The following is a 14,454-nucleotide window of genomic DNA, read 5'->3' as shown; positions in this document are numbered from 1 at the left end:
GGGCGGTCGAGGTCCCGGGCGGCATGGGATGCGCTTCGAGGCGTCGCACATCCGCGGATTCAGCTTCCATCCCTACCATCGGTGCCGTGCCCGCCTCCGTCGTCCTCGTCCACGGGTTGCGGACGTCGGCGAGCATGTGGCGTGCGCAGCTCGACGCCCTCGATCGGGCCGAGATCCCGGCCCGAGCGATCGACCTCCCGGGTCACGGATCGCGCATGGCGGAGCGGTTCGCGGTAGCTACCGCGATGGCGGCGATCGGCGACGCGGTCGACGCCATGACCGGCCCCGTCATCCTCTGCGGCCTGTCCCTGGGCGGATACCTCTCCCTGCACTGGGCTGCAACGGAGGGCGCAGAGCGGATCGACGGCCTGATCGCAGCCGCCTGCGGGACCACTCCACGAGGCGCGGCGCTCGAGGGCTACCGCCGGATCGCGGCGGGGATCGGTCGCCTCCCCGACCGAGGGGCCGGACTCAACCGCCTGATGCTCCGCACCTTCGTTCCGGAGCCCGGACGGACCGACGTCGAGAGCGGCGGGATCGCGCTCGATGTGATGGCCGACGGCCTGCGCGAGATCAGCGTCGTCCGCCCCATCGACGCGATCGGACGCATCCGAGTGCCGATCCTGCTGGTCAACGGCGAGCTCGACCACTTCCGGCTGCAGGAGCGCCGCTACCTGGCCGCGGCCCGTGCTCGGCCGCAGGTCCCTGCCTCGTGGTCGGGGCTTCTGGTGGTCCCCGGAGCGTCGCACCTCGTCAGCGTCACGCGGCCCGAAGCGTTCTCGAGGCTCCTGCTCGGAGCCGCTGCGCGCGCGGACTGATCGCGCGCTGACAGGATCGCTCTCGGCTGGCGAGCAGCGCCCGCACCTGGTATCGTCTTTCGTTGGCTTGCGCGTCCGGTAATGGTCGTGCGCGGAGTACGTACGCTCCCTGGTTTCCAGGCGATCGCGATCGGCTCTCCTGACGCCGACACCCACGACTCACCAGCATTTCGACGCACTCACGCCCCAGGAAGGCTCCCTCATGGCAAACATCAAGTCGCAGATCAAGCGCATCGGCACCAACGAGAAGGCCCACGAGCGCAACAAGGCCGTCAAGAGCCAGCTCAAGACCGCCATCCGCGCCACTCGCACCGCCGTCGCCGCCGGCGACAAGGACAAGGCCGTCACCGCCCTGAGCACCGCCTCGAAGCGCCTCGACAAGGCCGCGTCCAAGGGCGTCATCCACAAGAACCAGGCAGCGAACCGCAAGTCGGCGCTCGCCAAGTCGGTCGCCTCGATCTGAGTCTCGACCCCACAGCAGTCTTCGAATGGCCCCGCTCCGGCGGGGCCATTCGTGTTTCCGCAGCACGCCTCGCGGATCAGGAAGCCTCTCCCGCCGTCCTCGCAGAACAGGACGATCGGGACGATTCATCGCGGATCAGGACGGATTGGTCCGGAACGGTGCCGACCACCTGATCGACGCAGATCGATCCGCGAGCATGCTGGCGGAGATTCGCGCCCATCCGACGCGAATCCCACGGCGATCCGATCTCGAGCCGCGCATATTGGATCCATGACCATCACCACGGACACATCCGCATCGGCCCCAGCACCGGTGAATGAGGGCGCCGTCGCATTCTTCCGCCGCAAGCTCGCCTTCGAGACCGACCCGTCCGATGTGTTCGCAGCCCGAGACGCTGACCCGGATGGCTTCACCCTCGTCGACTCGCGCGGCGACGCGGCGTGGAATGGCGGTCGCGTGCCCGGTGCCATTCATCTGCCGACGGCACGGATCAGCACCGATGCTTTGGACGTGGTCCCGATCGACCGCACCGTGGTCGTCTACTGCTGGGGGCCCGCCTGCAACGGCGGCACCAAGGCGGCGCTCGCGTTCGCCCTGCTCGGCTACGAGGTCAAGGAGATGATCGGCGGCTTCGAGTACTGGGTGCGCGAGGGCCTCGAGATCGTGACCGACGACGGGCCCGCCCGCCGCAGCCCCGACCCGCTCACCGCACCGTCGAGCACCTTCGTCTGCGACTGCTGACGGACTTGGTGCCGAACCCGGCCCCACTCGACCACAGGAGGGGTCAGAGGGAGGCGCCGCGGCTGGCGATGCCCAGCACCATGCGCTCGACCGCATAGACCGGGTCGCGGCCGGCGCCCTTGATGCGCTCGTCGGTGTCGGCGAGAAGCTCGATGCAGGCGGCGAGGCCGTTCTCGGACCAGCCCTCGAGATCCCGACGTGCCCGATCGACCTGCCACGGAGCGATGCCCAGCTGAGAGGCGAGCTGCCCCGACGCGCCTCGCGCTCCCATCACCTTGGCCATGGTGCGCAGCTTGGCGGCGAAGGCGGCCACGAGCGGCACAGGGTCGGAACCGCTGGCAAGCGCATGCCGCAGCAGGGCGAGCGCCTCGCCGTTGCGTCCGGCGATCGCCGCATCGGCGACCTTGAAGGCATTGGTCTCCACCCGGCCGCCGTAGTACTTGTCGACGACGGACTCGGTGATCTCCTCGCTCGAATCGGAGATCAGCTGAGCGCAGGCGGTCGCCAGCTCGGCGACATCGTCGGAGAACGCCGACAGCACTGCGCGCAGCGCCCCCGGGGTGATCCGTCGACCAGCGGTGCGGAACTCCGCCACGGCGAAGTCGTACTTGTCCGAGTCCTTCTTGAGCTCGGCGCAGGCGACCTCGATCGCCCCGCCCGTTCCGGCGCGGAGGGCGTCGAGCAGACGCTTGCCGCGCACTCCTCCCCCGTGACGCAGGACGATGTAGGCGTCTGCAGCGGGCGAGCCGAGGTAGCTGATCGCCTCGGCCATGAAGTCGTCGTTGCACCGCTCGACATTGGACACCCGGACCATCCGCGGCTCTCCGAAGAGGGACGGGCTGGCCATCGAGATGAGCTCGCCGCGCGCGTAGTCTGCGGCGTCGAGGTCGGTCACCTCGAGGCTGGGATCCTCGGTGGAGAGGATGTCGCGCAGGCGCCGAATGGCCCGGTCGGCGAGGAAGTTCTCCGTTCCGGAGACGAGCACGACCGGCGCCGGCCGGATCTCGTTCCAGGACAGCGCCGACGACGACTTGGCGGTCGGTCGAGCCGCCGGCCTGCTCACTCGCGCTGCCACCCGCCCACTCTAATTCGCGGCACCGACAGAGGTCGTCGGGTCGCGGTCGGGTGCGCGCTCCGTCCAGGTCCGCATTCCGTCCCCGTTCGCCGAGACCAGCAGCTCGCCTTCGAGATCGGTGCGCAGGACGACGGCGCGATCCTCGCGGAGGATGCCCAACAGCTCGCCGGTCGGATGACCGTAGTCGTTGTCGATGCCGCACGAGATCAGCGCGACACGGGCGCGCAGGGCGTCGTACAGGCGCGGATACTGGTCCGACGAGCCGTGATGCGCGACCTTCACCACATCCACCGCGGCCATCGGGACGCCTCCGGCCGCTCCGGGCGCGAGATCGCCGATGCGCAGCACCGCCCGCTGGGCGTCCGCGCCGAGGTCGCCGAGGAAGATCGAGCGCAGGGTGCCGTCGGTGCGCAGCACCACGCTCGCGTCGTTGCCCGGCTCGATGTCGCCCGCGGGTGGCCAGAGCGCCCTCCATCCGACGGCGCCCAGTGTTCCCCGAGCGCCCCGAGACACCTCCTGCACCTGTGCCCCGCCCGCCTCCAGCCGGTCGAGCAGGTGCACGGCGCTCGGGCCGTCCGTCGGACCGTGCAGCACGAGGTCCACCCGACCGACGAGGGCGGTGGCCGCACCGACGTGATCCAGGTCGAAGTGGGTGAGCACGAGCAGGTCGATGGAGGCCGCGCCCAGGTCGGCGAGACAGCTGAGCAGCGCCGGCGGGTCGTCCCCCGTGTCGATGAGCGCGAAGTGCCCTTTGCTGCGCACCACCGACGCGTCGCCCTGACCGATGTCGCAGGACGCGACCTCCCAATCGGACGGTCGGGCGCCGGATCCTCCCAGCTTCGTGCCGATGCCCACTCCCGCCGAGACGAGGATCGCGAGTGCCAGGACGCCCGCGGTCAGCCGCCAGCGCCGGCGGAGGAAGGCTCGGGCGAGGAGGACCGCCAGCACCGTCATCGCGAGCACGCCCGGGAGGTCGGTCAGCCACGGCAGCCGCCCCTCGGGATGCGCGGCGAAGAATCGGGCGACGGCGGCGATCCAGGCCGACGGCAGCCAGGCGATCCGCATCAGCAGCTCGCCGAGCGGCGGCGCGACCGGGAGCAGCAGGCAGGCGACGAGCCCGATCAGAGTGGCGACGGGCGCAGCCGGCTCTGCCAGCAGGTTCGCAGGCACGGACAGCAGCGGAAGCGTGGGATCGAGCAGCACGATCACCGGCTGGCAGGCCAGCTGGGCGGCGAGCGGAACGGCCACCGACAGGGCGAGCGGTGCCGGCAGCCAGCGGCCCAAGGCGAGCGCGATGGGCCGGGCGAGCAGAAGCAGTCCGGCCGTCGCCAGAGTGGACAGGGCGAAGCCGAAGCTGCGTGACAGCCACGGGTCGGCGATCAACAGGGCGATCACGGCGACGCACAGGGTCGGCAGCCCCGCCCGTGCCCGCCCGGATGCCAAGGCGACGAGCACGACGAGCGCCATGACCGCCGCCCGGAGCACGCTGGGCTGTGGGGTCACGAGCACCACGAAGCCGACCAGGGCGATGCCCGCAGCGGCGATCCGGAGGCCGCGGCGCACCCCGATCCGGGCGCCGAACAGCATGATCGCCGCGACGACCACGGCGCAGTTCGCGCCAGAGACGGCGGTGAGATGGCTCAGAGAGCTGACCGTCATGGCGTCGTCCACGGCCGGATCCAGCGAACTGACGTCGCCGATCGCCAGACCGGGGAGCAGCGATCCGCCATCGCCCGGCAGCAGGGAGGCGGCCTCCGTGAATCCGGCGCGCAGCTCGCCGGCCCAGCCGACAAACGGGTGCGGATCCTCTATGACATCGACGTCACCCCGAGCGAATGCCAGGAAGGCGGCGTCAGAACCGGCGTCCGCGGGCCGCAGCGACAGGGCCATGCGGACGGTGCTGCCGATCGGATGTCCGGCAACAGCCTCGCCGTCCCCAAAGAGCAGGATCGGCGCCCGCGCGGAGATGAGACGGTCGCGGACCTCGATCGAGGTCAGCAGGCCGCGAACGCGCGTCCGCGCCGCGATGCCACCGGCGCTTCCCGCGCCCAGGTCCTCGACAGCGGCTCCGGTGATCTCCACGATCGCGACGCCGCTCGTCGCGCGACCCTCCAGCGCGGCCGGCGAACGGGAGCTGTCGTTGATGGCGAGCGAGACGAGTGCGGCGCCAGCAAGTGCGAGGGCCACCGCCGCGCTCGTCAGGATCACGGACAGCCGCGCGGAGCCCCTACGGCCGCCCGACAAGGTCGCCCGCCCTCGCCGAGCTTGGACGACTGCGATTCCGCAGGCGGCGCCGATCAGTGTCGCGGCGGCGAAGGGTGCCGCATCGGGCAGGCCCACGAGCACGCCACAGGCGAGCCAGCAGAGGAGCGCGGCCGGGAGCAGACGGAGATCGATCATTCGGGCAGCACCAGCCCGCGCAGCGACTCGATCGTCTTGTCTCCGATCCCGCTGATCTCGGCGAGGTCGTCGACGGAGCTGAACCGGCCGTTCTCGGTGCGCCAGTCCACGATCCGCTGTGCGATGGACGGGCCGATGCGAGGCAGGGTGTCGAGCTGCTCCACCGTCGCCGTGTTCAGATCGATCGGCCCCGGGGCAGCGGTGACACCGCCGGTCGCGGCTCCCGGATCCGCGGCGGGCGGAACCTCCCCGACCCGGGGAACGGTGATCTGCTCGCCGTCGCCGATCTGACGGGCGAGGTTGATCGCGTCCGCATCCGCATCGTCGGCGAGCCCGCCCGCCGCGGCGATCGCGTCCAGGAGTCGAGCTCCTGTCCGCAGGCTGTAGACACCCGGCTGGCGCACCGCCCCGCCGACCTGGACGATGAGGATCGCAGGCGCTTCGGGCTCCCCGGTAGAGGCCAGGACCGGCTCCGAAGCAGGCACCTCGGTACTGGATCCGGCAGCGCCGAGGGCGCCGACGACGACGGCGATGCCGAGCGCGATCAGCAGGATCACGACGGCGGCGCCGAGTCGGATCCGCCAGCGTGCCCGCACCGGCTCGGGCGGAGGCACCAGATCGCCGAGTCCTGGCATGCGGGAAGGCTAGGAGAACTTCGCAGCCCGAATCGCGTCGATCGTGGATCGGTGGACAACTCCTCCGGCCCAGAGCCTGTGAGCGACTGGCTGACAGCGGCTGACTGTGCGCGGCTGGCTGAGAGCGGACCTCTGAGACCGGCAGCGGGGTGGCTGGTGCCCGGCGCGCCCAGTACCCTGGAAAACGGACGGTGGCGGGAGCGACACGCTGCCGCGAACTCGATGTCCCCCATCGTTCTGCATCAATGGGACGACGCGACGCGACTGGGGATGGAGGGGCGATGTCCGAACGGCCGGATCTCGACATCGCACCCGAGCCCGCATACGACCCCGCGCTCGACTCGGCCGCTCCGCCCGCACCCGAAGCGGCCGCTCGACCGACGTCTGCGACGGCTCCCCATGCGCCTGCGATGACGCCCGATGGGGTCGTTGACCCGACCGACCGGGCTGCGGCCCGACCTGCACCTCATCGCGACCCAGCGAGTGGGCCCGCCGCCGCATTCAGCGAGCCGCTGGGGGCGAAGCCTCCGGGAGGACGCCGCCGCCGCGAGCGGCCACCTCTCACCGGCGCCGTGACGATCGTGCGTCCCCCCGTGCCGCCTGTCGTGGCAGCCCCGCCGACCGAGGCCGTCGGCGCACCGGACTCGCCGATCGACGACGCCTCGGCCGCGACCTCGACGCCGCCGACTCCGACTGTCGAGCCTCCAGCCGAGCTGAGCGTGAGCCCGGCTGAGCCCGAGCGAGACGTCCCGCAGGCGGGTCTAGCGGATGGGGCTCCGGAAGAAGCCGAGTCCACCGACAGCTCGCCCACTGCGGTTGGTATCAGCGAGGCCGAGATCCTCGCGACGTCGACACTCGAAGCCGCGCCCCTAGCCACCGATGAGGACCCCTCCGCGAGTACCTCTGACCCGCTCGAGGCTCCGTCGTCGTCAGCCGACCTCGCACCTGCGTCGGCGGCCTCAGCATCCGAGACTGCTCCTGAGCCCGAGACTCAGACCGAGCCCGAGCCCGAGCCCGAGGCCCAGACCGTTCCGGCGGCGGCGTTCGAGGTCGCACCGTCCGACCCGTCGCCGACACCGGCTGCACCGGCCGCCGCGGCAGCTGCACCAGCTCCCGTCGTCGCCGCTGAGCTGCGGCCTGCCGCCGTGATCCCGGCCGAGGACGCGCCCGAATCGGAGTCGTCGGGGCAGCTGGTCACCGTCGTTCCGGAGTCCGACGACCTGACTGGACGCACCGCAGCGGCGGACGTGCACGACGAGGACGCGAAGCGCGGTCGCCGACGCGCGGCGTCCCGTCACCGCAACAGCCGCAGCGTCCGCCTGCCCACACCGCTCGCATTCTTCCTGCACTACGGCCTGCCGATCGTCGTACTGGTCGTGCTCTACATCGTCACGGTGATCGAGTTCAGCTATGCGCCCGCGACGACTGGCCCGCTCCCGCAGCCGGTCGTGCTGGTCGCGAGCCTCATCACCATCGCCCTGACGTTCGTGGTCGCCCGACGCCTCGGGCTGAGCTCACTCGGCGCAGTCGTCGCCGCGGCCCTGGCGACCATCGCACCGGCCGCCATCGACAGCAACGCCGCCGGTGTTCCCGAGCACCTCGCCGTCATCGGGCTGCTCGGCTCCGTCGCCTTCATCGCCGCCCGCCGACAGCTGATCGTGGCGCTCCCTGCCGCCGCGCTGTTGGCCGCAGTCGCCGGGGTCCTCTCGCCGATCGCCCTGGTCGCCGTGCCGTTCCTCGCCTTCCGGGCTGCGGCAGGCTGGCGCCGTCGACGCGGGCGCCGTCCCGTGATCGCGGCCGCGATCGTCTTCGTCGCCGCTTTCGTCATCGGCACGCTCATCGTCGGCGTCGCCCCTCTCTCGGATGCACCGTTCTGGGCCACCCCGTCATTCGGCACGGTCACGCTGCAGGAATGGCTCGTCCGCGATCCGATCGGGACGGCCGTCGCGCTCGTCGCCGTCGGGCTCGGATTCACCAACCGCCGCCTCCGCCTGCTGTCGTTCACGGCCGTGGCGCTGCTCGCTCTCAGCGTCTGGCCCGACGGCGACGCGGCAGTGCGCTACACCGTGCTGCTCTCCCCCACCTTCGCCGTGCTGATCGGATCGGCGGCCGACCTCGCGGTCGAGGCGATCGGCCGCCATGCCGCGCTGCCCCGCCTCGCCGGGATCGTCGGCACCGCCGCGCTCGCACTCGCGATCGTCGTGGCCGTGACCCTGTCGAGCATCGAAGTGCGCACCCGCGCCTTCGCCGAGGGCGATCCCAGCACCGCGCCCACGCCGCCCGCCGCGAGCACGACACCGACGCCGACCGACACGGGCCCGGTGCCCGATACCAGCGCAGAAGCCGTCGCCGAGCGCACCGCGATGGGCATCCAGCTGCTGCGCAATCCCCGACTGTCGGTATCCGAGGTCGCACGCCGCCTGCTCGCCGACGGCTCGGTCGACGCCCGGATCAGCATCGTGCTCGGGCAGATCCTCAGCGAGCACACCGTCACGGTCGCCGACTTCCCCGTCGTGGACGACGAGGACCCGTCCGTGCGTCGCCAGCTGCTCGTCACCGAGATGGACGGGGCCACCTTGGCCACCGGAGGGGCCTCGATGAGCTCACTCACTGCCTATCTGTCGGGTCTGACCGGTAGTTTCGCTGTACAGGCAGTCTCGGTCGACGCGAGCGGCGTGCTCGCGACCTTCAGCCCCGACGACGGGTCGACGCCATCGCCAATCGCAACACCGTAGGCAGTACTCCGCAAGACCCAGCAGCACCCCGCAACTTTCCCGCAGTACCCCGCAACTCCCCCGCACCATCCCTTTGCAGCACCGAATGCCGGGTAGCCCCGACAGCTGATTTCCTGGAGCCCACCATGAATCGACGCATCACCCGCCCCCTCGCCGCACTCGGCGCCATCGCCGCCGCCGTCGGTCTCGCCCTGATCCCGGTCGCCCCTGCGGCCGCCGTCGAGAACGGCTACGTCAGGGTCGCCCACCTCTCCCCCGACACCCTCGAGGTCGACGTGACCCTGAGCAGCCTGTCGGGCGGCACCGTCCTCTACAAGCTGAGCAATGTGGGATACGGCGGCGTCTCCAAGTACATGTCGCTCCCCGCCGGCACCTACGCGATCGCGATGGTCCCGTCGGCCGGCGGCGCGACGACGCCTCTGGTCAGCGCCTCGATCGATGTGACGGCCGGCAAGGCGGAGACCGTGGCGGCTCTCGGTCGCAACGCCAACCTGTCGACCCAGGTCGTCTCGGACGACCTCGCGGCGCCGACCGGCTCGCAGGCCCGCGTGCGGACCGTCCAGGCCTCGGTCAACAACAGCAGCCTCTCCGTCAAGACGACCGCAGGCCTGGCGCTCGCCTCGAACGCCTCGTTCGGCGCCGTCAGCAGCTACACCGACGTGCCGTCCGGATCGACGACCTTCGATCTGACCGCAGGCAGCCTCGCCGACACCGCATCCGCCGATCTCGCTGCCGGCTCGACACAGACCCTGTTCGTGCTCGACACCGCGGCGGGCGGATTGACGGTCGTCCCCGTGCTCGACAGCGTCGCTCTGACCGAGACCCCGGTCGGCGGCGTCTCGACCGGTGGCGGCGCGCTGGCGGTCGCCGAGCAGCAGCAGAATCTCGAGATGGGCGGCGGCATCCTGAGCGCCGCGGTCCTCCTCGCCGGGATCGCCGCGCTGCTGGTCCGCTCACGCCGTCGTGCTGCGACCGCCGTTGCGCGGGTCGAGTAGGGACTGGAAGCGATCCGGCCGCAGTCAGCCGATCCGGAGCTGACTGCGCCAGGGTCTACCCGATGACCTCCATGTCGCACGCCGCCCCTTCGGGCAGACACCGCTCGGAGCGATCTCGCGCGCGCGTGATGATGCAGCTGGCGCACGGACTGCTGGCCCAGGGTCGGATCGTCATCGCGGTGCTCCTGGTGACAGCGGTGGCCCTGGTGGCCGCCGAGTCCCTCGCCTCGGGCGAGATCGGCGCCCGCGCGGACTCGTACGCGCGGCTTGCGGCGGACACCGGACCCATCTCGACCGGCGTCGATCCGTCGGCCGCGGCATCCGGCCTCGCGCCGGCCGACCAGGACCCGGTGGCGATCCAGCCGTCGCTGGCGGCCCCGGGAGTCGTCCCCGCACATCTGAGCATCTCCGCCATCGGTGTCGACGTCGACCTGGTCGATCTCGAGCGCGACGCGGACGGCGTGCTCATTCCGCCCGACGGCCTGCTCGAGGCCGGCTGGTACAGCGGAAGCGTGGTGCCCGGGGATGTCGGTCCCTCGGTGATCGCCGGCCACGTGGACGACACGGAGACGGCGGGCATCTTCGCCCACCTCAAGGATCTGCACGCCGGCGATCTCATCCTGACGACACTGTCGGACGGCAGCCAGGTCAGCTTCGTGGTCGACGACATCCAGGACGTAGCCAAGGCCGCGTTCCCCACCGAGGCGGTCTACGGCGCGACGCCCACCCCGCAGCTGCGGCTGATCACCTGCAACGGCCCGTACGACTTCGGAATCCACCACTACAGCAACAACCTCGTGGTGTTCGCGTCGATGGTCGATCCGAACCTCACCGTCGGCTGACCCGCGCCACCCGTATCGCTCGAGGTGACGCAGATGGCTGTCTAGATCGAATCAATCCAGCCATACGGGTCACTTGGGTTGCCGGAATTCAGTGCGAACCAGCCATTCGGGTCACCTCGCCGAGATGTGCGGTGTGCGTCCGGGGTCTGTGGAGCGATATCCGTCCTGTGGACAACGAGTGCTGACGCTATCGGCGAGGCAGACTCTGCGTCGTGTTCTCGCCGGCTCCCCTCCCCGAACCTCTCTCACGCGGTCCCTTCCTGACCTCCGATGCCGAAATCCGCGGCGTGGGTCGGGCGCGCCTCAGGGCCAAAGATCTCGCCTCGCCTTTCCACGGGATTCGAATGCCGATAGGGCACGGGCTCGTGACGGTCCAGGGTCGCGCCGTGGCCTACTCACCGCGGCTGCTCGAAGGACAGTTCTTCAGCCACACGACCGCAGCAGCACTTCTGGATCTTCGGATGCCGACGGGATTCATGGAGGACGAGCTGCACGTCACCTCCGTGGCCCCTCGGCGCGCGCCACGAGGATCAGGCGTGATCGGACACAAGGTCGCGCGGTCCCCGGAAGTGTGGAGCAGCGAAAGCGGCCGGATGCGGGCGAGCTCGCCGATCGATACGTGGATCTCGCTCGGGAGGTTCCTCTCGCTCGACAACCTCGTCGTGATGGGAGACGGACTGCTCTCGCGCAGAAACCCGCTCGCCACGCATGACGGCCTCGGCGTCGCGGTGGCCGAAGCCGGTCGAGCTCGTGGGGTGGCGGAACTGCGACGAGCCCTCCCGCTCCTCCGCCCCGGTACGGATTCCGCTCCCGAGACGATTCTCCGGTTGCTGCTCCAAGGGGCTGGGCTCCCAGAGCCCGAGGTCAACGGCGAGATCGTCACGCCCACGGGCCGATTTCACGGAGACCTCGTCTATCGGTCCTCGCGCGTAGTGATCGAGTACGACGGCCAGCACCACCGGACCGACGACCGTCAGTTCTCCATCGATGTGGAGCGCCTCGACATGATCATGGCGGCGCGTTGGCGCGTGCTCCGCGTCGACAAGAGGCTGCTCGCACGGCGAGCGGAGCTGATCGCGCGTGTACGCTCCGCCATCCAGGACGGACTGTCGTCGACGTGACGCAGATGGTCGATTCACCGCGCAGTCCCGGCGCCTAGGTGACGCAGATGGCTGGCTTGATCAGATCAAGCCAGCCATCTGAGTCACTTCGAGGGTGCCTACGGCTTGGTGGCGATGTTCACCAGGCGAGGGGCGCGGACGATCACGTTGACGACCTGACGGTCGCCCACCGAGCGCTTGATGGCGTCGAGGTCGCGAGCCTTCTCCTCCAGCTCGTCGGCGTCGATCTTGGGCGACACCTCCAGCCGAGCGCGGACCTTGCCATCTACCTGGATGACCGCGGTCACCGACTCCTCCACCAGCAACGTCGGATCGGGCTTGCGCCAGCTCTGCAGGGCGACGGACGGCGGATATCCGAGGGTCTCCCACATCTCCTCCGCCGTGTACGGCGAGAAGAGGCCGAGCGCCACCGCCACGACCTCGGCGGCCTCGCGGACGGCCGCGTCGGCCGGTCCGCTGCCCGAGTCGATGGTCTTGCGGATCGCGTTGACCAGCTCCATCATGCGTGCCACCACGACGTTGAACTTGAACGCCTCGATCAGGCCCGGCGCATCCGCGAGGAACCGATGGGTCTGTCGACGCAGGGCGATGTCGCCGTTCTTCCACAGCACCTCGGGTGCGCTCGTCACGTCCTGGGCCACCCGCAGCGCGCGGCCGAGGAACTTGAGCGATCCGGCGGGCGAGACGTCCTTCCAGTCGATGTCGTCCTCCGGAGGTCCGGCGAACGCCATCGTCAGGCGGATCGCGTCGACGCCGAAGACGTCGAGCTGGTCGGACAGGCGGATCAGGTTGCCCTTCGACTTCGACATCGCGGCGCCGTCCATCTGCACCATGCCCTGGTTCAGCAGGGCGCTGAAGGGCTCGGTGAAGTTGACGAAGCCCAGGTCGAACAGGACCTTGGTGATGAAGCGCGCGTACAGGAGGTGCAGGATCGCGTGGGTCACACCGCCCACGTACTGGTCGACGGGCGCCCACTTGTCGACCTCGCGCGGATCGAAGGCCCGAGTGTCGTCATGCGGGTTGAGGAAGCGCAGGAAGTACCACGAGCTGTCGACGAACGTGTCCATGGTGTCGGTGTCGCGCCGCACCGGCGATCCGTCGATCGGGCTGATCGTGTTCACCCAGTCCGTCGCCCCGCCGAGGGGCGATGTGCCCTTGGGCTTGAGGTCGAGGCCCTCTGTCGGCGGCAGCTCGATCGGCAGCTGGTCCTCGGGGACCGGGATCTCGTTGCCGTCCTCGTCGTACAGGATCGGGATGGGGGTGCCCCAGTAGCGCTGGCGGGAGATCAGCCAGTCGCGCAGGCGGTAGTTCTTGGCCGCGCGGCCGATGCCCTGCTCGCCGAGCCAGGCGATGATCTTGCTGATCGCGTTGACCTTGCTCAGCCCGTCGAACGCGCCCGAGTTGATCAGCCGTCCCTCGCCCGTCAGAGCGTTGCCGGTGATCGCCGGGTTCATGTCGTCGAGCTCGGGCAGCGTGCCGTCCTCGGGGATGATCCGGATGGCGCCGGTCACCGGCTGGGTGGTGTCGATGACGACGCGGACCGGCAGGTCGAACGCGCGAGCGAAGTCGAGGTCGCGCTGGTCGTGCGCGGGCACGGCCATGATCGCGCCCTGTCCGTAGTCGCTCAGCACGTAGTCGGCCGCCCAGATGGGCAGGCGCGCACCGTTGACGGGGTTGATCGCGTAGCGGCCGGTGAAGACGCCGGTCTTCTCGCGATCGACGGTGAGGCGCTCGATCTCGCTCGACTGCTGCACGCGGGTGAGGTACTTGGCGAAGGCCGCTTGGACCTCCGCATCGTCGGCGCCGGCCACCAGCTCGGCTGCGAGGTCGGAGTCGGGGGCGACGACCATGAAGGTGGCGCCGAACAGGGTGTCGGGGCGGGTCGTGTAGACCGTGATCTTCTCGTCGCGACCCTCCACGGCGAAGTCGACATCGGCGCCGGTCGAGCGTCCGATCCAGTTGCGCTGCATGCTGATGACCTTCGACGGCCACGAGCCCTCGAGCTGGTTGAGGTCGTCGAGCAGCCGGTCGGCGTATGCCGTGATCCGGAAGTACCACTGGGTCAGCTTCTTCTTGACCACCAGGGCGCCGGAGCGCTCGGAGGTGCCGTCGGGCAGGACCTGCTCGTTCGCGAGCACAGTCTGATCCACCGGATCCCAGTTGACCCAGCTGTCCTTGCGGTAGGCCAGGCCCTTCTTGTAGAGCTGCAGGAACAGCCACTGGTTCCACTTGTAGTACTCGGGATCGCTGGTGTGCAGCACCCGGTCCCAGTCGAACGAGGCGGCGTAGCGGCGCATCGAGTCGCGCTGCTGTGCGATGTTGTCGTAGGTCCACTCGCGCGGGTCGACGCCGCGCTTGATGGCGGCGTTCTCCGCGGGCAGGCCGAAGGAGTCCCAGCCGATCGGGTGCAGCACGTTGAAACCCTGCAGGCGCCAGTACCGGGCGATGACATCGCCGAGCGCGTAGGCCTCGGCGTGACCCATGTGCAGGTCGCCGGACGGGTACGGGAACATGTCGAGCACGTACTTGCGAGGACGCTTGTCGTCCTTGCCTGCGGTGGAGAACGGCTTGAGGTCATCCCAGACCTTGAGCCACTTCTCCTGCATGCGGACGAAATTCGGCGCTTCGG

The 14,454-nt window shown here is 70.0% G+C and carries 11 protein-coding genes; 7 read left to right on the top strand and 4 right to left on the bottom strand.

Annotation, left to right across the window (positions count from 1 at the left end; translation table 11 throughout):
* The first annotated feature begins 86 nt into the window (after nucleotides 1-86).
* The 3 genes from E6C64_RS18460 (at nucleotide 87) to E6C64_RS18450 (ending at nucleotide 2,022) form a co-directional block, all read left to right on the top strand.
* Entirely contained in the window at nucleotides 87-818 is a 732-nt protein-coding gene (locus E6C64_RS18460) for an alpha/beta fold hydrolase (RefSeq protein ID WP_233255723.1), read from the top strand.
* A gap of 202 nt (nucleotides 819-1,020) precedes the next feature.
* Complete coding sequence (rpsT, locus tag E6C64_RS18455) at nucleotides 1,021-1,281, top strand: 30S ribosomal protein S20 (protein ID WP_136429248.1); 261 nt, start codon at nucleotides 1,021-1,023, stop codon at nucleotides 1,279-1,281.
* A gap of 270 nt (nucleotides 1,282-1,551) precedes the next feature.
* Entirely contained in the window at nucleotides 1,552-2,022 is a 471-nt protein-coding gene (locus E6C64_RS18450) for a rhodanese-like domain-containing protein (RefSeq protein ID WP_136429246.1), read from the top strand.
* A 43-nt stretch (nucleotides 2,023-2,065) separates the two neighbouring features.
* On the opposite strand, the gene holA is transcribed toward E6C64_RS18450, so the two are convergent.
* The 3 genes from holA to E6C64_RS18435 are packed head-to-tail and all read right to left on the bottom strand — an operon-like array spanning nucleotide 2,066 to nucleotide 6,132.
* Nucleotides 2,066-3,097, bottom strand: a complete 1,032-nt coding sequence (gene holA, locus E6C64_RS18445; protein ID WP_136429244.1) for a DNA polymerase III subunit delta — start codon at nucleotides 3,095-3,097, stop codon at nucleotides 2,066-2,068.
* Nucleotides 3,098-3,106: 9 nt separating this feature from the next.
* A complete protein-coding gene (locus E6C64_RS18440) occupies nucleotides 3,107-5,497 on the bottom strand; it encodes a ComEC/Rec2 family competence protein (protein ID WP_136429242.1) in 2,391 nt (796 codons plus the stop codon).
* Complete coding sequence (locus tag E6C64_RS18435; RefSeq protein WP_136429240.1) at nucleotides 5,494-6,132, bottom strand: ComEA family DNA-binding protein; 639 nt, start codon at nucleotides 6,130-6,132, stop codon at nucleotides 5,494-5,496. Before E6C64_RS18435 ends, E6C64_RS18440 begins: the two co-directional genes overlap by 4 nt.
* A gap of 281 nt (nucleotides 6,133-6,413) precedes the next feature.
* Here E6C64_RS18435 and E6C64_RS18430 point away from each other — a divergent pair, with 281 nt between their 5' ends.
* The 4 genes from E6C64_RS18430 (at nucleotide 6,414) to E6C64_RS18415 (ending at nucleotide 11,825) form a co-directional block, all read left to right on the top strand.
* Entirely contained in the window at nucleotides 6,414-8,867 is a 2,454-nt protein-coding gene (locus E6C64_RS18430) for a hypothetical protein (protein WP_136429239.1), read from the top strand.
* Between the two features lie 125 nt (nucleotides 8,868-8,992).
* Nucleotides 8,993-9,862: a DUF4397 domain-containing protein gene (locus tag E6C64_RS18425; protein ID WP_136429237.1), complete on the top strand. Its 870-nt coding sequence runs from the start codon at nucleotides 8,993-8,995 to the stop codon at nucleotides 9,860-9,862.
* 62 nt (nucleotides 9,863-9,924) lie between these two features.
* A complete protein-coding gene (locus E6C64_RS18420; protein ID WP_136429235.1) occupies nucleotides 9,925-10,704 on the top strand; it encodes a class F sortase in 780 nt (259 codons plus the stop codon).
* Between the two features lie 386 nt (nucleotides 10,705-11,090).
* Complete coding sequence (locus E6C64_RS18415) at nucleotides 11,091-11,825, top strand: putative endonuclease domain-containing protein (RefSeq protein WP_136429233.1); 735 nt, start codon at nucleotides 11,091-11,093, stop codon at nucleotides 11,823-11,825.
* Nucleotides 11,826-11,923: 98 nt separating this feature from the next.
* On the opposite strand, the gene leuS is transcribed toward E6C64_RS18415, so the two are convergent.
* A complete protein-coding gene (leuS, locus tag E6C64_RS18410; protein WP_136429383.1) occupies nucleotides 11,924-14,431 on the bottom strand; it encodes a leucine--tRNA ligase in 2,508 nt (835 codons plus the stop codon).
* Nucleotides 14,432-14,454: the final 23 nt, after the last annotated feature.

Origin of the sequence: Naasia lichenicola (assembly GCF_004801885.1) — a bacterium.
Taxonomy (GTDB): domain Bacteria; phylum Actinomycetota; class Actinomycetes; order Actinomycetales; family Microbacteriaceae; genus Naasia; species Naasia lichenicola.
The sequence above is the reverse complement of the archived record's forward strand: the minus strand, read 5'-3'. Positions and strand labels throughout refer to the sequence as shown.

Excerpts from the sequence above, each read along its gene's own strand:
- E6C64_RS18425 (WP_136429237.1), top strand. The coding sequence starts at position 8,993 with ATGAATCGACGCATCACCCGCCCCCTCGCCGCACTCGGCGCCATCGCC.
- leuS (WP_136429383.1), bottom strand. The coding sequence starts at position 14,431 with ATGCAGGAGAAGTGGCTCAAGGTCTGGGATGACCTCAAGCCGTTCTCC.
- E6C64_RS18430 (WP_136429239.1), top strand. The coding sequence starts at position 6,414 with ATGTCCGAACGGCCGGATCTCGACATCGCACCCGAGCCCGCATACGAC.
- E6C64_RS18435 (WP_136429240.1), bottom strand. The coding sequence starts at position 6,132 with ATGCCAGGACTCGGCGATCTGGTGCCTCCGCCCGAGCCGGTGCGGGCA.
- E6C64_RS18440 (WP_136429242.1), bottom strand. The coding sequence starts at position 5,497 with ATGATCGATCTCCGTCTGCTCCCGGCCGCGCTCCTCTGCTGGCTCGCC.
- E6C64_RS18420 (WP_136429235.1), top strand. The coding sequence starts at position 9,925 with ATGACCTCCATGTCGCACGCCGCCCCTTCGGGCAGACACCGCTCGGAG.
- rpsT (WP_136429248.1), top strand. The coding sequence starts at position 1,021 with ATGGCAAACATCAAGTCGCAGATCAAGCGCATCGGCACCAACGAGAAG.
- E6C64_RS18450 (WP_136429246.1), top strand. The coding sequence starts at position 1,552 with ATGACCATCACCACGGACACATCCGCATCGGCCCCAGCACCGGTGAAT.